Origin of the sequence: Caloramator sp. E03 (assembly GCF_006016075.1) — a bacterium.
In the GTDB taxonomy this organism is placed as follows: Bacteria; Bacillota; Clostridia; order Clostridiales; family Caloramatoraceae; genus Caloramator_B.
Genome location: NZ_CP040093.1, coordinates 2010525 through 2029059 on the forward strand (window position 1 = coordinate 2010525; position 18535 = coordinate 2029059).

At 33.6% G+C, this 18535-nt stretch carries 16 protein-coding genes; all 16 read left to right on the top strand.

Annotated features, from left to right (window positions below; genetic code table 11):
* The first annotated feature begins 184 nt into the window (after positions 1-184).
* Positions 185-1180, top strand: coding sequence for a sugar ABC transporter substrate-binding protein (locus FDN13_RS09870; protein WP_138980045.1), 996 nt, complete (start codon positions 185-187; stop codon positions 1178-1180).
* A gap of 31 nt (positions 1181-1211) precedes the next feature.
* Positions 1212-2774 carry a sugar ABC transporter ATP-binding protein gene (locus FDN13_RS09875; protein WP_371414817.1) on the top strand — a complete coding sequence of 521 codons (1563 nt, stop codon included), beginning with the start codon at positions 1212-1214 and terminating at the stop codon, positions 2772-2774.
* Entirely contained in the window at positions 2775-3794 is a 1020-nt protein-coding gene (locus tag FDN13_RS09880) for an ABC transporter permease (RefSeq protein ID WP_138980046.1), read from the top strand.
* A gap of 140 nt (positions 3795-3934) precedes the next feature.
* Positions 3935-4918, top strand: coding sequence for a LacI family DNA-binding transcriptional regulator (locus FDN13_RS09885; protein ID WP_138980047.1), 984 nt, complete (start codon positions 3935-3937; stop codon positions 4916-4918).
* Between the two features lie 220 nt (positions 4919-5138).
* Entirely contained in the window at positions 5139-6365 is a 1227-nt protein-coding gene (locus FDN13_RS09890; RefSeq protein ID WP_138980048.1) for an NAD(P)-dependent malic enzyme, read from the top strand.
* 17 nt (positions 6366-6382) lie between these two features.
* Positions 6383-7405, top strand: a complete 1023-nt coding sequence (locus FDN13_RS09895) for a type II glyceraldehyde-3-phosphate dehydrogenase (protein ID WP_138980049.1) — start codon at positions 6383-6385, stop codon at positions 7403-7405.
* Complete coding sequence (locus FDN13_RS09900; RefSeq protein ID WP_138980050.1) at positions 7396-8658, top strand: phosphoglycerate kinase; 1263 nt, start codon at positions 7396-7398, stop codon at positions 8656-8658. The genes FDN13_RS09895 and FDN13_RS09900 overlap by 10 nt, the downstream gene beginning before the upstream one ends.
* Before the next feature lie 85 nt (positions 8659-8743).
* Positions 8744-9583, top strand: coding sequence for a transketolase (locus FDN13_RS09905; RefSeq protein ID WP_138980051.1), 840 nt, complete (start codon positions 8744-8746; stop codon positions 9581-9583).
* Between the two features lie 4 nt (positions 9584-9587).
* A complete protein-coding gene (locus FDN13_RS09910) occupies positions 9588-10559 on the top strand; it encodes a transketolase family protein (RefSeq protein ID WP_138980052.1) in 972 nt (323 codons plus the stop codon).
* Between the two features lie 13 nt (positions 10560-10572).
* Positions 10573-11379: a 5-deoxy-glucuronate isomerase gene (locus FDN13_RS09915; protein WP_138980053.1), complete on the top strand. Its 807-nt coding sequence runs from the start codon at positions 10573-10575 to the stop codon at positions 11377-11379.
* An 18-nt stretch (positions 11380-11397) separates the two neighbouring features.
* Positions 11398-13260: a 3D-(3,5/4)-trihydroxycyclohexane-1,2-dione acylhydrolase (decyclizing) gene (gene iolD / locus FDN13_RS09920; RefSeq protein WP_138980054.1), complete on the top strand. Its 1863-nt coding sequence runs from the start codon at positions 11398-11400 to the stop codon at positions 13258-13260.
* Positions 13261-13275: 15 nt separating this feature from the next.
* Positions 13276-14172: a myo-inosose-2 dehydratase gene (gene iolE / locus FDN13_RS09925; protein ID WP_138980055.1), complete on the top strand. Its 897-nt coding sequence runs from the start codon at positions 13276-13278 to the stop codon at positions 14170-14172.
* Between the two features lie 10 nt (positions 14173-14182).
* A complete protein-coding gene (gene iolG / locus FDN13_RS09930; protein ID WP_138980056.1) occupies positions 14183-15193 on the top strand; it encodes an inositol 2-dehydrogenase in 1011 nt (336 codons plus the stop codon).
* Between the two features lie 56 nt (positions 15194-15249).
* Positions 15250-16494: a nickel-dependent lactate racemase gene (gene larA, locus FDN13_RS09935; protein ID WP_138980057.1), complete on the top strand. Its 1245-nt coding sequence runs from the start codon at positions 15250-15252 to the stop codon at positions 16492-16494.
* A 124-nt stretch (positions 16495-16618) separates the two neighbouring features.
* Positions 16619-17176 carry a peptide-methionine (S)-S-oxide reductase MsrA gene (gene msrA / locus FDN13_RS09940; protein ID WP_138980058.1) on the top strand — a complete coding sequence of 186 codons (558 nt, stop codon included), beginning with the start codon at positions 16619-16621 and terminating at the stop codon, positions 17174-17176.
* 265 nt (positions 17177-17441) lie between these two features.
* Positions 17442-18521 (top strand): S1C family serine protease, encoded by a 1080-nt coding sequence (locus tag FDN13_RS09945; protein ID WP_138980059.1) that lies wholly within the window; start codon positions 17442-17444, stop codon positions 18519-18521.
* Positions 18522-18535 lie beyond the last annotated feature (14 nt).

Genomic DNA, 18535 nt, shown 5'->3' on the forward strand with positions numbered 1-18535 from the left:
TTTTTAAAGTTTTTATAAAGCAAAAAATAAACATTTATTTTATCTTTAAACTGTTAATCGATTTTTTTTGAATGTATCATTAATGCATACACTAAAAATTAAAAGGAAGGTGGTAGATTAAAAAATTTCAATTTTACACATTTAAATATTATTATTAATACATAATATTGAGGGGGATTTAAAAATGAAAAAAATTAAAAAATTATTAAGCATTTTTGTTATTTTAATTATGACAGTTATTGTTTTTTCAGGATGTGGCCAGAAAGAAGCTCAACAGAATAATAATACTTCTAATAATAATGAAGCAAAAAAAATAAAAATAGCTGTTGTTTTAAAGGCGTTAAACAGTGATTACTGGAAAATAGTACAAGCAGGTGCTATGGATGCAGCAAAGCAACTTGGAGTTGATGTTGAAGTTCTAGGTCCTAATGCAGAAACAGATATTGCAGGTCAAACATCGATAATGGAAGATCAGATAGTTAAAAAGGTTTCAGCTCTTGTAGTTGCTCCATCACAGCCAAGTGCAGCTATAGCTACATTTGATAAGGCTGCAGAAGCTAATATTCCAGTAATATTAATAGATACAGATGCTAAATGGGACAAGAAATGTTCATTTGTAGGGACAGGGAACTATGCAGGTGGTGAAGTTGGTGGAAAGTTTATTGCAAGTAAATTACAAAAGGGAGACAAAGTTGTAATTATTAGAGGAGCTTTAGGTGATACTACGCATGATGAACGTGTAAATGGTGCCAAAAAGGCTATGGAAGATGCTGGCCTTCAAATCGTAGCAGTACAGCCAGCAAACAGCGATAGAAATATGGGTATGTCAGTAATGGAAAACTTACTCCAGACATATCCAGATGTTAAAGCTGTATTCTGCTCAAATGATGAAATGGCACTTGGTGCACAAAGAGCAATTATGCAGGCAGGAAAAAAGGGAATTATAACAGTTGGTTTCGATGGATCACCAGATGCATTAAAGTCAATAAAAGCAGGAGAGCTTACAGGTTCAGTAGCTCAGAGCCCATATAATATAGGTAAGTTTGGTGTTGAAGCAGCAGTAAAAGTTGTAAAAGGAGAGAAGATTGATACAAGGATTGATACAGGAACATCTATGATTACTGCAGAAAATGTTGATCAAGCACAGGCCGATCTTGATAAAATTTTAGGTAAAAAATAAGAAAAAATAAGTCTATATATTAATTTTGTGATTGAAGTTGAATCTTACATTAAAAAAGATTCAGCTTCAGTCACAATATAAAGATGAGGTGACAAAAAGAATGAAGCCATTTTTAGAACTAAAAGGTATCTCTAAGGTATTTCCTGGTGTTAGAGCACTTAACAATGTTGATTTTGATATATTTCCTGGTGAAGTCCATGGATTGGTAGGGGAGAATGGAGCAGGGAAGTCTACTCTTATAAAAATATTAACTGGAGCCTATAAAAATGATGCTGGGAAAATATTTATTGAAGGTAGAGAAGTCATAATCAATGGTCCTAGAGATGCTATGGAATATGGTATAACAGCAATATATCAGGAACTCAATATTATAAAAGGTCTTACGGTTGCAGAAAATGTATTTTTGGGAAGAGAAATAAAACAAAACGGTAATAAGGGCCTCCTTGATATAAAGGAAATGAGAAGAAAATCTTATGAACTTTTAAAAGAACTTGGACAAGATATCGATACTAAACAAGATGTGGCTTCTCTTGGTATAGGACAACAACAGATGGTTGAAATTGCTAAAGCATTAAGTATAAAGACAAAGCTATTAATAATGGATGAGCCAACATCAAGTCTTACAGGAAGAGAGGTTAAAGAACTTTTAAGAACGATTAGGGAGTTAAAAAGTAAAGGAATTGCGGTTATTTATATATCGCATAGACTCGAAGAAGTCATGGAGATATGTGACAGAGTTACTGTAATGAGAGATGGTATGAAGATTACAACTCTACCAATAGAACAAGTTTCTGTTGAACAATTGATTAAGCTTATGGTAGGTAGAAGCTTAGAACAACAATTCCCAAAGATAAAGGTAAAGATAGGTGAAGAGGCTCTTAGAGTTGAAAATTTGACAAGAAAAGGAATATTTAAGGATGTAAGTTTTAATGTTAGAAAAGGTGAAATAGTAGGAATAGCTGGACTTGTTGGAGCAGGAAGGACTGAAGTTGCAAGGGCAATTTTTGGAGCGGATGAGATAGATTCAGGTGAAATTTACATTGAAAATAAAAAAGTTAATATAAAATCTCCAAGAGATGCAATGAATTTTGGCATAGCATTTTTAACAGAGGATAGAAAGGGACAGGGATTAATTTTAGATAATACTATAGATTTTAATACGCATATTGCATCATACGATAAAACATCAAAAGGGATGCTACTAAATTTAAAGTATCTTAAAGAAATCACACGTGAGAATATCAAAAAATTAAATATTAATCCACCGATTGAAAATTTTGTAACAAGGCAGTTAAGTGGTGGAAATCAACAGAAGGTAGTAATTGCAAAATGGCTTAATACAAAAGCAAAGATATACATTGTTGATGAGCCAACAAGAGGTATTGATGTTGGTGCAAAAGTTGAGGTTTACAATATTCTAAATCAACTTATACAAGAGGGGGCTGCAGTAATTATGATTTCTTCAGAATTACCAGAAATACTTGGTATGAGTGATAGAATATATGTAATGCATGAAGGGAGAATTACTGCAGAAATAGATAGGGCCCACGCTACTCAGGAAAATATAATGCTTGCAGCGACAGGAGGTAATTAAATGAGTAATATAGGATTTGAAAATATAAAAGCTGAAAGATTTCAATCTGTTGATAAAAAATCAATTAAAAATTATATTTCAAAATTTGGATCATTACTTGGACTTTTGATTTTGTGCATTATATTAACATTTGCATCCTCTCATTTCTTGACACTTAAAAACATAATGAATATTGCAAGGCAATCTGCTATTAACAGTTTAATTTCAGTTGGTATGCTTTTGACTATATTAACTGCAGGTATAGATCTTTCGGTTGGTTCAGTACTTGCTTTATCTACTTGTATTATGGGTGTATCAGTTGTTAAATGGGGTATTAATCCTATTTTTGCAATGTTTATATGTCTTATAGTAGGAGCTTTTTTGGGATTTTTAAATGGTGTTATGCTTACAAAGATGAGATTACCTCATCCTTTTATATCAACACTTGGTATGAAAAATATTGCAAGAGGGCTTGCTCTGATTATCACAGCAGCTTCACCAATATCTGGTTTCCCAAAGGCAATACAATATATAGGTGCAGGCTATATAGGTCCAGTACCAGTGAGTTTTATTCTTGTTGTTGTTATTTTTGTAATATTTTCAATATTCTTAAACAGGACAGCTCAAGGAAGATACATATATGCAGTTGGTGGTAATCTAGAGGCCTCAAAGCTTTCTGGTATAAATGTAGATAAAACTCTTATACTTGTTTATACAATCTGTGGATTTATGGCTGCTGTTGGAGGACTTGTATTGACTGGAAGAGTTAATGCAGCATTTCCACTTGCAGGTCTTGATTACGATCTTGATGCAATTGCAGCATGTATAATTGGTGGTGCTTCTTTTATGGGAGGCTCAGGAACTGTATGGGGTACATTGATAGGCGCTATGATTATGGCTGTTTTAAGAAATGGTTTAAACCTTCTTGGAGTATCAGCTGATCTTCAGACTGTTGCAATAGGTGTTGTTATAATTGGTGCTGTTTATGTAGATGTATTAAGACGTCAAGCAGAAAAGAAGGCTAAGACACAGGCTCTATAATTAACATTTTATCTGACCGTGATATTTTATACGGTCGCGGTCAGAGTTCTTTTCTAAAATATATTGCAAATATTTAAATTTTTAATGAAAATGATATAATATAAATTAATATTTAACAAAAAAATTAGGTTGGGATAAAGATGGCAGTTACAATTAAAGATATTGCAAAAATATTAAATGTATCATTTGCAACAGTTTCAAAAGCATTAAGTGACAGGGATGATATAAGTGAAGAGATGAAAGCAAAAGTAAGGAAGGTTGCAGAAGAGTTAAATTATAAACCTAACTATATTGCAAGAGGGCTTGTAAAAAATGAAACAAAAACAATTGGACTTATTATTCCAGATATTACAAATCCTTTTTATTCTGAGATTGCAATGGCAATAGAAGAAACGGTTAATAAAGAAGGCTATAGTGTTTTCCTATGTAATTCCAATTGGAAAAACAGCAGCGAAAATGATTATATAAACCTATTAATAAGTAAAAAAGTTGATGGAATAATAATTGCACCTATTGGTGAAGGAAATTTGAGGTTAGAAAGTGTAGATATTCCAATTGTAATTGTTGGAACAAAAAAAGAGTATAATAATCAAAACTATGTTGTTATTGATGATGAAAAGGGAGGATATTTAGCTGTAAAACATTTAATAAAACAAAACTGTAAGAAGATAATGTTTATTGGAGGAAAAGAAAATGTTCAGTCTAACAAACAAAGATTAGAAGGATATAAAAGGGCGTTAATTGAAAATAATTTTGAAATTGATGAAAAGTATATAAGAAATGGTGATTTTAAACAGGAAAGTGGATACCTTATAATGAAAAAAGTCTTTAATGAAGGGATAATACCAGATGGTGTTTTTGCAGGCAATGACTTACTTGCTCTTGGAGTTATGCGTGCAGCTCTAGAGTTTGGTTTAAGGATACCAGATGAGATAAAAATTGTAGGTTTTGATGATATTCCTTTTGCAAGATTGCCTGAAATATCACTAACTACAATACTACAGCCTAAATATAAGATGGGACAGTATGCAGCAAGTATGCTTTTATCTAAAATAAAGAATCCAGAGATTAAGTATGAAAATATTATATTAAAACCTAAGTTAATAAAAAGAAATACCGGATAAAATTATATTTAAATCTGAATTTATAGAATTAGTTAATTCTAATTATGATAGTATAAATATAGACTCTATAAATAACATAATATTGCTAAAAATTAGATAATTATTGAATTTTCAATAATGGGGTAATATAATATAGTTAAACTTAAACGTTTAAGTAAATAAAACTTTTAAAGAATTAATTTACTTAAATTGAGAAAAATAAATCATTAGGAGGAATAATATGGATTTAAAGTTAAGGGCTTTAAAAGTACATAAAGATAATCAAGGGAAAATAGCTCTTCATTGTAAAGTTCCAGTAAATAGTAAAGATGATATGACTTTGGCTTATACCCCTGGTGTTGCAGAACCGTGCCTTGAAATTAAAGAAAATTATGAAAAAATATACGATTATACTTCAAAAGGAAATTGGGTTGCAGTAGTTACAAATGGAACGGCAGTTCTTGGACTTGGTGATATAGGAGCAGGAGCAGGGCTACCAGTAATGGAAGGTAAAGCTGTTTTGTTTAAATCATTTGCAGGAATCGATGCTTTTCCAATATGTATTGATACAAAGGATGTAAATAAAATAGTCGAGACTGTAAAACTTATGGAACCTACCTTTGGAGGGATAAATTTAGAGGATATAAAAGCTCCAGAATGCTTTGAAATAGAAGATAAGTTGAAAGAGATTTGTAACATACCAGTATTCCATGATGATCAGCATGGTACAGCGGTTGTAACTCTTGCAGCACTTATAAATGCACTTAAAATTACAGGTAAAAGGTTTGAGGATTTAAAAGTAGTAATAAATGGAGCAGGTGCGGCTGGGACATCTATAACAAAGCTCTTAATAAAATCTGGAGTAAAGGATATTCTTATATGCGATAGAGCTGGAATAATATCAAAGAATAGAAGTAGGCTTGATTTTAATAAAAAGAAACTTGCAGAAATAACTAATAAAGATAACGTAACAGGTACTTTAAGTGATGCAATTAAAGGTGCAGATGTATTTATAGGGGTATCTGTTGCAAATGTCTTAACTACTGATATGGTAAAAACAATGAGTAAAGATGCCATAGTTTTTGCGCTGGCAAATCCGGTACCAGAAATTTATCCAGATGAGGCAAAAAAAGGAGGTGCAAGAATCATTGGGACAGGCCGTTCAGATTTTCCCAATCAAATCAACAATGTACTTGCATTTCCAGGAATATTCCGAGGAGCACTTGACGTAAGAGCTTCCCAGATAAATGAGGAAATGAAAATTGCGGCAGCTTATGCGATTGCAAGTGTAGTTGAAGATAGTGAATTAAATGAAGACTATATTCTTCCAAATGCATTTGATTTGAGAATTGCACCAAAAGTTGCAGAGGCTGTTGCAAAAGCTGCTATAGATACAAAAGTAGCAAGAGCAGAAGGTATAACCCCAGAGTGGGTAAGAAACCATACTATTGAATTATTAAAAAAATAATTTAGGAGGTTGATAAAATGGTTAAAGTTGGAGTTGTAGGTTATGGAGTTATAGGTCAAAGGCTTGCAGATGGTGTTGCACTTCAAAAGGACATGGAGCTTGTTGGTGTTGCTGATGTATCACCAACCCTTGCAATAAGAGCACTTAAAGAAAAAGGAATGCCATACAACTTTTATCTTGCAATGCCAGAGAACATTAAAATGTTTGAGGAACTTGGTATTCCTGTATCAGGAACTCTGGAAGATTTGGTTAAAAAGACTGATATTATACTTGATGCCACAAGTGCAGGTGTTGGAGCAAAAAATAAGGAACTTTATGCAAAGTACAACAGAAAGGCAATATTCCAGGGAGGAGAGAAAAACTCTGTTGCTGATGTATTCTTCCATGGATATGCAAACTATGAAAAAGGACTTGGAAAACAGTTCTTAAAACTTACATCCTGCAACACAACAGGGCTTATAAGATCAGTCGACTGCCTTGACCGTGAGTTTGGAATAGAAAAAGTTGCAATAACTATAATAAGGCGTGTAGCTGATCCTGGTGATTATCACAGAGGACTTACAAATGCTCTTCAGATAGACAAGGCCCCAAGCCATCAGGCAGTAGATTTAATGACTATAATGCCTCATATAAATGCAACAGGAATACTTGTTCATACACCTGTTACTCATGGACATATAATAACAGTAGTTGCAACACCAAAGAAAAAGATATCAAAGGAAGAGGCAATTGAGTGCTTCAAGAAACATCCAAGAATAAGAGTAGTTAGAATTGCGGACGGGTTCCTTGGAAATGCTTCACTCTTTAGATATGCAAGAGACCTTGGAAATCCAAGAGGAGATATGTATGAAATTGCACTTTGGGAAGAATCAGTTGTAAATTCAGGAGATGACATAATGTATGCAATAAACATACCTCAGGAAGCTGTAACAATTCCTGAAACAATAGACGGAATTAGAGCTGCTTTAATGATGCAGACAGATAGGATTTCAGCAACTACAGAAACAAATAAATATTTGGGGATGGGAAAATGGATGTAAAAATAACAAAAATTAGATCGATGGATGAGTTTAACTACGAAGGAAAGACAGTAATTCTAAGAATAGATGTAAATTCACCTATTGACCCTGTGACAAAAAAGATTGTGAATGAAAATAGAATAAAAAAGAGTATTCCAACAATAAAATATCTTCTGGAGAAAAAAGCAAAGGTTGCAATAATTGCACATCAGGGTGATACACTTGATTACCATAACTTAATTCCAATGGAAGAACATGCTCAAAAACTTTCAAGCCTTTTGGGGATAGAAATAAAATATATTGATGACGTATGTGGTATTGCAGCAAGAGAGGCAGTTAAAAATTTAAAGCCAGGAGAAGCAGTATTTTTGGGGAACTTAAGATATCTTTGCGAAGAGATTTCAACATTTGAGGATGTAGTAAAATTAGAGCCTTATGAGATGCTTAATACCTATCTTGTAAGAAGTCTTGCACCTCTTGCGGACTATTATGTTAATGATGCATTTGCAGCTGCACACAGAAATGCACCTTCAATGGTGGCATTTCAAGAAATTCTCCCATCAGCTGGAGGAATACTTTTAAAGAAGGAAATTGATGCTTTATGCAAGGTTATGGAAAATCCTGATAGACCAAATGTATTTGTTTTAGGAGGTCTTAAAATATCAGATGCATTTGGAATGATGAAGCAGGTTTTGGAGAATGGAAGTGCAGATAAAATACTTGCTTGTGGTGTTACAGGGCATATAATGCTTATGGCAAAAGGATATAATCTTGGAGAGAAAAATGAAAAGTTTATAAAGGATAGGTCCCTTGATGTATTTTTAAAGCCTGCAAAGGAATATATTGAAAACTTTGGAGAAAAAATAATTTATCCTGTTGACCTTGCCTTTGAAAAAGATGGTGAAAGATTTGAAATAAATATTGAAAGTCTTCCTGTCAATGAACTTTTCCTTGATATTGGGCAAAAGACAATTGAAATATTCAAAAAGGAAATAGCATCAGCAGGAACTATATTTGTAAACGGTCCGGCAGGAGTATATGAGAATAAACTTTTTGAAAATGGAACAAGAGAGATTTGGAAGGCTATTGCAAATGCTAAAGGATATTCGGTAATAGGCGGGGGAGATACAGTAAGTGCGGCTCAAAAATTCATAGATACTTCAAATATTAATTATGTATGTACAGCAGGAGGAGCGATGGTAAGGTTCTTATCTGGAGTTAAAATGCCTCTTATTGAAGCAATGAAAAAAGCATACAGCAGAGAATATAAATAAATCTTATTTTGGTATATGCTGCAGGCACTCTTTTATGCATGATTATAAATTTAAGCAGTATGTACCATAAATATGGAGGTAGAAAATGTTAAGCAGTGAAAAAATAAAGGAAATTGAAAAGTTTGCTTTAAAAATTAGAATTGAAACCATAAAAGCAATAGGGAACCTTGGATTCGGTCATATTGGAGGAGCAATGTCAATTGCGGATACTATTGCTGTATTATATGATGCTGTAATGAAATACGATCCTAAAAATCCAAAGTGGGAGGATAGAGATTATCTTATATGCTCAAAAGGACATGCAGGCCCTACAATATACTCTGCATTAGCACTAAAAGGATTTTTCCCAATTGAGGAGCTTATGACTTTAAATAAGCCAGGCACTCACCTTCCAAGCCACTGTGATAGAAACCTTACAACAGGAATAGATATGACAACAGGCTCCCTTGGACAGGGCTCATCACTTGCAGTTGGGGTAGCACTTGGAAATAGATATAGTGGCAGAAAAAATACAACTTATTTAATACTTGGCGATGGAGAAATGCAGGAAGGTCAGGTCTGGGAAGCAGTACTTTATGCTGCACATCAGAAATTAAGCAATCTTGTAGTATTTGTTGATTACAATAAAAAACAGCTTGATGGATATACTGCAGATATAAATGATCTTGGAGATTTAAAATCAAAATTCGAAGCTTTCAAATGGTTTACACAGGAAGTTGACGGCCATAATGTTTCAGAAATTTATGAAGCAGTTGAAAATGCAAAAAAGCAGAATGAAAAGCCGTCTGCAATAATACTGCATACAGTAAAAGGGAAAGGATGCAGTTTTGCTGAAAATGAACTATATAACCATCATATGACAGTAAGCAGGCAGCAGATGGAAGAAGCACTCAATGTTCTTTTAAATGAACTTGACAGGAGGTGATAGCATGAGTGTAGTATTGGCAAATAAAAGAGTTAAAGAAGATAAGGAAATGAGAAATGTATACTGCGAAACGCTTATGGAGCTTTCAGAGGAAAATAAAAAAATTGTAGTACTTGATGCAGATCTTATGAATTCAATGGGAATGACAAAATATGCGAAAAAATACCCTGGAAGGACATTTAATGTTGGTGTACAGGAAGCTAATATGGTTGGTATTGCAGCGGGACTTTCAGCAACAGGGCTTATACCTTATGCACACAGCTTTGGGCCTTTTGCAACAAGAAGATGTTTTGACCAGCTTTTCTTATCCTGTGGATATGCAAAATTAAACGTAAGAATTGTAGGAAGCGACCCTGGGGTTACTGCTGCATACAACGGAGGAACTCATATGCCTTTTGAGGATATGGGTATACTTAGAAATATTCCTAACATTACAATTTTGGAACCTGTTGATTCTGTAATGCTAAAAGATATTATAAAACAAACTTCAAATATGTACGGCCTGTTTTATATAAGGCTTTTAAGGAAAAATGCAGTAAAAATTTATGAGGACAGCTCAACATTTGAAATAGGAAAAGGAATTACTTTAAAGGATGGAAGAGACGTTACAATAATTGCAACAGGAATTATGGTTGATGATGCTTTAAAAGCTTCCGAGGAGCTTGAAAAAATGGGTATATCAGCAAGGGTTGTAAACATATTTACATTAAAACCAATAGATAGGGAACTTATAATAAAATGCGCAAAGGAAACAGGTGCAATAGTTACTGTTGAAAACCACAGTGTAATTAACGGACTTTATTCTGCAGTCTCTGAGGTTATAGCAGGAAGTACTTTAGTCCCAGTTGATAAGGTAGGAGTTATGGATGAATTCGGAGAAGTTGGACCTGTTGATTATTTAAAGTTAAGGTTTAAGCTTACTCCTGAATCAATTGTTGAAAAAGTTAAAAAAGTGCTTGAAAGAAAGAACTCATAAAGAGGTGTTTTAGATGATTAAAATTTGTCAAGATAAACCCTTTGAATATGGATATAATGCTATAACCGTAATGGGAGAAAAAGAACATGATACAATGATGGATTTTGGGATTTTAAGGCTAAAAAAAGAACATAAGGAAATATTTTTTAGTGAAAATAAGGAAAGAGCCTTTCTTCTGATAAAGGGGGAAGTAGCACTTGAGTGGAACGGATGCAAAAGAATAATAAAAAGAGAATCATGTTTTGACTATAACCCTTGGGTACTTCATGTCCCAAAGTGTACTGAAGTTAAAATTACTGGAATATCTGATGATTCTGAGATTAATATAACAAGTACAACCAATGATAGAAATTTTGATGCAAGACTTTATTCACCAGATGAATGTGCAAGCGAAGAGAGAGGAAAAGGGACGCTTAATGAATGTTCGACAAGAATAGTAAGAACAGTATTTGATTATTCAAATGCAGACTATTCAAATCTTGTACTTGGAGAAGTTATAGATTTTCCAGGGAAATGGTCAAGCTATCCTCCACATCATCATCCTCAGCCTGAAATATATTTTTATAAATTCTATCCTGAAAACGGATATGGATTTTCACAGCTTGGTGATAACGTAGAAAAGGTAAAAAACAACTACACTATAAAGATTCTTGATGATGTAAGTCATCCTCAAGTTACTGCACCTGGATATGCAATGTATTATATATGGGTTATAAGGCATATTGACGGAAATCCGTACAAGAGTCCTCAGTATCCAATATTTGAAAGTGAGCATCTTTGGGTAAATGATAAAAATGCAAAGATTTGGCCGGAAAAATAATTAAAAGGGGTGAGAAAATTGAAGACGATAAGACTTACAATGGGTCAGGCACTTTTAAAGTTTCTTGATAATCAGTATGTAGAATTTGATGGAGTTCAAAAGAAATTCGTAAAGGGAATTTTCACAATTTTCGGTCATGGATGTGTTGTCGGATTTGGCGAAGCTCTTGAGAGCTATAAAGGAGATATTGTTGTTTATCAAGGGAAAAATGAACAGGGAATGGCACATGCTGCTATAGGATATGCAAAGCAGAAAAACAGAAGAGAAATAATAGCATGTACATCTTCAATTGGACCTGGCGCATTAAACATGGTTACTGCTGCAGGAACTGCAACGGTAAACAGAATACCGCTTTTATTATTTCCCGGCGATACATTTGCTTGTAGACAGCCGGATCCAGTTCTTCAGCAAGTTGAGCATCCTCTTAGTTATTCAATTACTGCAAATGATGCATTTAAGGCCGTATCAAGGTACTGGGACAGGATTGAAAGACCAGAGCAGCTAATGAGTGCTATGATTAATGCAATGAGAGTATTAACTGATCCTGCAGATACAGGTGCTGTAACTATATGCATCCCTCAAGATGTTCAGGGAGAGGCTTATGACTATCCTGTTGAGTTCTTTGAAAAAAGAATTCACATTATATCAAGAAGAGAACCATCAAAAGCTGAAATTGAAAGAGCAGTAGCAAAAATTAAAAATAAGAAAAAGCCATTAATAATATGTGGTGGAGGCGTTGTTTATTCTGAAGCTGCAGATGTACTTGTAAAGTTTGCTGAAAGGTTTAATATACCATTTGGTGAAACACAGGCTGGTAAAGGTGCTGTATCATGGAAACACAAATTAAATCTTGGAGGAATCGGGGTTACCGGAGGACTTGCAGCAAACAGGATAGCAATGGATGCAGACCTTGTAATTGCAGTTGGAAGCAGGCTTTCAGATTTCACAACCTCATCAAAATGGCTCTTTAAAAATCCTGATGTTGAAGTTGTTTCAATAAATGTGAACTCCTTTGATGCATACAAAATGAATGCATGTTCTATAATTTCAGATGCAAAGGCAGGACTTGAAGCACTTTATAAAGCACTTGATGAGGTAGGATATATGTCTTCGTATAAAGAAGAAATAGAAAAAGCAAAGAAAGAGTGGGAAGAAGAAGTAGACAGGCTATTTAAGGCTGATAGTGAAAATGGTCTTTCACAGACAAGAGTTCTTGGGGAACTTGACAAGCTAATTGATAAGAATGATATAATTGTCGGTTCATCAGGAAGCCTTCCGGGAGATCTACAAAGGGTATGGAGACCTGAAAAACCCAAGACATATCACATGGAATACGGTTTTTCATGTATGGGTTATGAAGTATGCGCTGCACTTGGTGTTAAAATTGCAGAACCTGATAAAGAAGTATACTCTATGGTTGGAGACGGAAGCTATTTGATGCTCCATTCAGAGCTTGTAACAAGCATTCAGGAAGGTAAAAAGATTAATGTACTTCTTTTTGACAACTCAGGTTTTGGATGTATAGAAAACCTGCAGAACTCTCAAGGAATACCAACTTTTGCAACACAGTTTAAGTTCCGTGATGAAAAAACTGGAAGATTAACTGGGCAGTCAATACCAATAAGCTATGCTGAAGTAGCAAAAGGATACGGATGTAAAACATATACCGTTACAAATATTGAAGAATTAAGAGAAGCAATAAAATGTGCAAGGAAAGATAATGTTTCAACACTAATTGATATAAAGGTTGCTCCAAAGACTATGACTGGAGGATATGAGTCATGGTGGCGTGTAGGTGTACCTGAGGTATCAGAAAACCAATCCGTAAGAGAAGCATACCAAAAAATGTCCGAAGAAATTAAAAAGACAAAGAAATTTTAAAATGGGGGATATATTATGTTTGATAAAAGTAAAGTAAAGCTTGGAATTGCTCCAATAGCATGGACAAATGATGACATGCCAGAGCTTGGAAGCCAAAATACATTTGAGCAGTGCATAAGCGAGATGGCTCTTGCAGGATTCATAGGAAGCGAAGTTGGAAATAAGTATCCAAAAGATACAAAAGTTCTTAAAAAAGCTTTAAATTTAAGGGGAATATCTATTGCAAGTGCATGGTTCAGTGCTTTTTTAACAACAAAACCTTTTGAAGAGACAAAAGAAGCTTTTATAAAGCATAGGGATTTTCTACATGAAATGGGTGCAAAGGTTATAGTTGTTGCAGAGCAGGGCCACAGCATACAGGGAATGATGGATGTCCCAGTGTTTGATAAAAAACCTATTTTTACTGAAGAAGAATGGGAAAAACTTGCAAGAGGCCTTGAAGAATTAGGAAAGCTTGCACTTGAGAAAGATATGAAGATAGTATATCACCACCACATGGGAACAGGAGTTCAGACAACAGAAGAAATTGAAAAGCTGATGAGCATGACTGATGAAGACCTTGTATATCTATTGTTTGATACAGGACATTTAACTTTCTCGGGAGAAAATCCAGAAGAAATACTTAAAAAGTATGTTAAAAGAATTAAACATGTTCATCTAAAAGATATAAGAGAAGGTGTATTAAAAAAGGTAAAAGAAGAAAAATTGAGTTTTCTTCAGGCAGTAAAAGAGGGTGTATTTACTGTTCCGGGAGATGGAATGATTAATTTTGAACCATTATTTAAAATACTTGAAGAAAATAATTATGAAGGTTGGTTTATAGTTGAAGCAGAACAAGACCCAGCAAAGGCAAATCCTCTTGAATATGCTATAAAGGCAAGAAAATATATTAGAGAAAAAACAGGACTTTAGGAGGGTAATTATGGAAAAGAAATTAAAAGTTGGTATTATTGGTGCAGGAAGAATAGGCAAAATTCATGCTGAAAATATTGTAAAAAAGTTTGGATATGTTGAAGTTAAAGCTATTGCTGATGTATATGCGGATAAAATTAAAGATTTTGCGCAAAGTCTTGGTATTAAGAATGTATATGATGATTATAAAAAAATAATAGATGATCCTGAAATAGATGCAGTTGTTATATGTTCATCAACAAATACTCACTCACAAATAAGTATAGAAGCTGCAAATGCTGGGAAACACATATTTTGTGAAAAACCAATTGACTATGACCTTAGTAGAATAAATGCTGTTCTTGAAGCAGTTGAAAAGGCAGGAATAAAGTATCAGGTAGGATTTAACAGAAGATTTGATCATAACTTTAAAAAGGTTCGTGAACTTGTTAAAGATGGTAAAATTGGGGATGTTCATATTGTAAAAGTAACATCAAGAGATCCAGCACCACCTCCTATTGAATATGTTAAGGTATCTGGAGGAATGTTCCTTGATATGACAATTCATGATTTTGATATGGTAAGATATCTTACAGGAAGTGAAGTAGTTGAAGTTTATACAAATGCAGCAGTTCTTGTTGATCCAGCAATTGGAGAAGCAGGGGATGTTGATACGGCATTAATAAGTTTAAAGTTCAAAAATGGTGCAATAGGTATTATAGATAACAGCAGAAGAGCTGCTTATGGATATGACCAGAGAGTTGAAGTATTTGGTTCAAAAGGTAAAGCTGAAGCTATGAATGACACACCAACAACAGTTGTTTTAAGTACTGAAGATGCTGTTACATCAGATAAGCCAAAGTATTTCTTCCTTGAAAGATATATGGACTCCTTTGCTGATGAAATGAAAGAATTCTTTGATGCAATATTAAATGATACTCCAACACCTGTATCGGCAATTGATGGGTTAAAGCCAGTTTTAATTGGACTTGCTGCGAAAAAATCCTTTGATGAAGGGAAACCAATTTCTATTGAAGAATAATCAAAAGTGGATGGCAGATTTAGTCTGCTGTCCATTTTTCATAAGGAGGAGATAAAATGGAATTTAATCTTGGTTTTGCAAAAACTACGATGAAGGTTAATGTTGATGAAAAAAATCTTTTGGATGTTCTTCATGCAAATGAAGTTGAGATCGGATTAACAGGTACTGATGAGGTGAAAAGGTCGATAGAAAATCCGATAAATTCAAAAAGGCTTTGCGAAATTATAAAAAAAGGTGAAAAGGTTGTAATAATCACAAGCGATATTACGAGACCTATGCCAAGTAAGGTTGTTCTTCCTTTTGTTATTGAAGAGCTTAAAAGGGGAGGAGTAGAGGATGATGATATTACGATTGTGTTTGCCCTTGGAAGCCATAGAAAGCATACAGAAGAGGAGAAAAAATATCTTGTTGGAGAGGAAATATACAAAAGAATAAAATGTGTTGATAGCGATGCAAATGACTATGTTCATTTTGGATATACAAAAAACAATACTCCAATAAATATTTTTAGGATAGTTGCAGAAGCAGATAGAAGGATATGTCTTGGCAATATAGAATATCACTATTTTGCAGGATATAGTGGGGGAGCTAAGGCTATAATGCCTGGTGTATCTACAAGAGAGGCGATTCAGGCAAATCACAGCAGGATGGTTGATGAGAATGCTTATGCAGGAAATATTGAGACAAATCCTGTAAGACAGGATATAGAAGAAACAGTAAAATTTGTACCTATTGACTTTATAGTAAATGTTGTTCTTGATGAAAAAAAGAATATTATAAAATGTGTATCAGGACATTATATTGATGCTCACAGAGAAGGATGCCGTTTTCTTGATAGCTTCTATAAAATTAAAATAAAGGAAAAGGCTGATATTGTAATTACATCTGCAGGTGGATTCCCAAAGGATATTAATCTTTATCAGGCACAAAAAGCTCTTGATAATGCAAAACATGCTGTTAAAAGGAATGGTATAATTATACTTGTAGCATCATGCAGGGAAGGACTTGGGGAACATACATTTGAGGAATGGCTTTTAAATGCAAAAAAAAGTGAGGAGCTTATTGAAAGAGTTAAAAAGGATTTTAAGCTTGGCGGACATAAAGCAGCAGCGATTGCAATGGTACTTCAAAATGCAAAAGTATTTCTTGTTTCAGAACTTGAGCCTGATTTTGTAAGAAGTATATTCCTTGAACCTTATTTTGATGTACAGTCTGCTTATGAAAATGCATTAAAGGAAATTGGAAATGATGCAAAAGTATTGATAATTCCACATGGAGGATCAATTTTGCCATGTTTGTAAAGGAATTATTATATAGAATTAAAATAAATAATTATGCAAACTATATTTAAACTTGTAAATATTTTAGATATTTCGGGAACTGAGAGTAAAAATTTAATCAAAAGTATAAGGGAGGAAAATAATAATGAATGATGAAAATAAAAAATATGAAGTTGCTATCTTTGCAGGAGGATGCTTTTGGTGTATGGTATCTCCCTTTGACATACTCGATGGTGTTATAAAAGTTGAATCAGGGTATACAGGAGGGCATCTTGAAAATCCTACCTATAAAGATGTTAAATCTCAAACTTCTGGGCACTATGAAGCAATAAGGATTATATATGATCCTGAGATAATAACATATAAGAAACTACTTGATGTTTATTGGAGGCAGATTGATCCAACAGATGATGGAGGACAATTTCATGACAGAGGGCCTTCCTATAGAACAGCAATATTTTATACCACTGAATCTCAAAGGGTTGAAGCAGAAGAATCTAAAAAGGAGCTTGAAAACTCTAAAAGGTTCGAAAAGCCAATAGTTACACAGATACTTCCTGCAAAAACCTTTTACCTTGCAGAGGAGTATCACCAAGATTTTTATAAAAAAAGTCCAGAGGAGTATAAAAAGGATAGAGGAATATCAGGAAGGGATGAGTTTATAAGAAAACATTGGGGTGAAGATTATTATAGTATTTTTTAACCTAATTAGTGATAGAAGTCACATACTTCAATAAATTAAGGTAGTTAACATGCTGGATAGATATAGAAACTGTCTATCCAGCATGTTATATTTATTTTCAATTAAATCATGTAGATATATTAATATTAAAAATAAGTTTTTTAATAAACTTATAACTATTTACCTTTTTTATATTATATAATATATGTAATGAAATATTTACTAAGAGATGTTTATTATGGAAATAATAAAATTATAAACGTCTTTAAATAGGGAGGTTATATTAATGAAAAAAATCTTAAAAATCCTATCTGCTGTTGTTTTGTCTGTACTTATTTTAAGTATACCTTGCTATGCTGCAACAGATGAAAAAACTGAACAAAAGGTAGTTAGCAGCTACATATCCCAGGCACAGGATGCAATTTTAAAGATTGAGGAGGAAAAAAAGACTGTATCCGAGGTTATAGATACAGTAAATCAGTCGGTTGTTGCAATAATTGGGCAGAATACAAAATATAGAAATGATGATCAAGTTTATTCAAAATATCCTCAAAACCTTCAGTTTGGTTCTGGAGTTGTTGTAAGCAGCGACGGAAGAATAATTACTAACAACCATGTAATTGACGGCCTTGATGATATTTATGTTGTGACTTATGATGGAAATGCTTATAAAGCAAATCTTTTATATGCAGACAAGGACATAGATTTAGCCCTTATAAAGATAAACAGAAGCAATATGAAACCTATTAAATTTGCAAGTGTAGATGATGTTGATGTTGGAGACGATGTTGTAGCAATTGGAACGCCTTTATTTTTTGGATATAGGAATAGTGCAAGCAAAGGGATAATAAGTGGACTTAACAGGCCAGTGGATGGGGTTTATATGTATCTTCAAACAGATGCAGCTGTAAATCCTGGAAACAGTGGTGGGCCTCTTGTTAATATGAAGGGTGAACTTGTAGGAATTAATACCCTTGGATATACATTTTATCAAGGCATGAATTTTTCTATTCCTGTAGATAATGTTACTTATTTTATAGATCAATATAATAAATATGGAAAGATAAAAAGGTGTTATACAGGAATAGAATTTGAGGAAAACTGGGCAGCTCTTCTTGGAATACCTACAAATCAAGGCCTCAAAGTTGCTGCTATTAAAGATGATGCAACAGTTTCAAAGAATGAAGTAAAGGAAGGAGACTTTTTGGAGAAAATAGATGATATTTCTATAAATTCAATAGCACAGTATAATGAGGCATTAAAGAAACATCTTCCAGGGGATAAGATTAAAATGACCTTTAAAAGAGAGGATAAGACCTTTGAAATTACTGTAACATTAAAGGAACTTATTAAAAAGGATAATTAAAGGAAGGTGAATAA

Bases quoted from the DNA above. Each gene is read 5' to 3' on its own strand.
- FDN13_RS09870 (WP_138980045.1), top strand. From the start codon at position 185: ATGAAAAAAATTAAAAAATTATTAAGCATTTTTGTTATTTTAATTATG.
- FDN13_RS09880 (WP_138980046.1), top strand. From the start codon at position 2,775: ATGAGTAATATAGGATTTGAAAATATAAAAGCTGAAAGATTTCAATCT.
- FDN13_RS09885 (WP_138980047.1), top strand. From the start codon at position 3,935: ATGGCAGTTACAATTAAAGATATTGCAAAAATATTAAATGTATCATTT.
- FDN13_RS09890 (WP_138980048.1), top strand. From the start codon at position 5,139: ATGGATTTAAAGTTAAGGGCTTTAAAAGTACATAAAGATAATCAAGGG.
- FDN13_RS09895 (WP_138980049.1), top strand. From the start codon at position 6,383: ATGGTTAAAGTTGGAGTTGTAGGTTATGGAGTTATAGGTCAAAGGCTT.
- FDN13_RS09900 (WP_138980050.1), top strand. From the start codon at position 7,396: ATGGATGTAAAAATAACAAAAATTAGATCGATGGATGAGTTTAACTAC.
- FDN13_RS09905 (WP_138980051.1), top strand. From the start codon at position 8,744: ATGTTAAGCAGTGAAAAAATAAAGGAAATTGAAAAGTTTGCTTTAAAA.
- FDN13_RS09910 (WP_138980052.1), top strand. From the start codon at position 9,588: ATGAGTGTAGTATTGGCAAATAAAAGAGTTAAAGAAGATAAGGAAATG.
- FDN13_RS09915 (WP_138980053.1), top strand. From the start codon at position 10,573: ATGATTAAAATTTGTCAAGATAAACCCTTTGAATATGGATATAATGCT.
- iolE (WP_138980055.1), top strand. From the start codon at position 13,276: ATGTTTGATAAAAGTAAAGTAAAGCTTGGAATTGCTCCAATAGCATGG.
- iolG (WP_138980056.1), top strand. From the start codon at position 14,183: ATGGAAAAGAAATTAAAAGTTGGTATTATTGGTGCAGGAAGAATAGGC.
- larA (WP_138980057.1), top strand. From the start codon at position 15,250: ATGGAATTTAATCTTGGTTTTGCAAAAACTACGATGAAGGTTAATGTT.
- msrA (WP_138980058.1), top strand. From the start codon at position 16,619: ATGAATGATGAAAATAAAAAATATGAAGTTGCTATCTTTGCAGGAGGA.
- FDN13_RS09945 (WP_138980059.1), top strand. From the start codon at position 17,442: ATGAAAAAAATCTTAAAAATCCTATCTGCTGTTGTTTTGTCTGTACTT.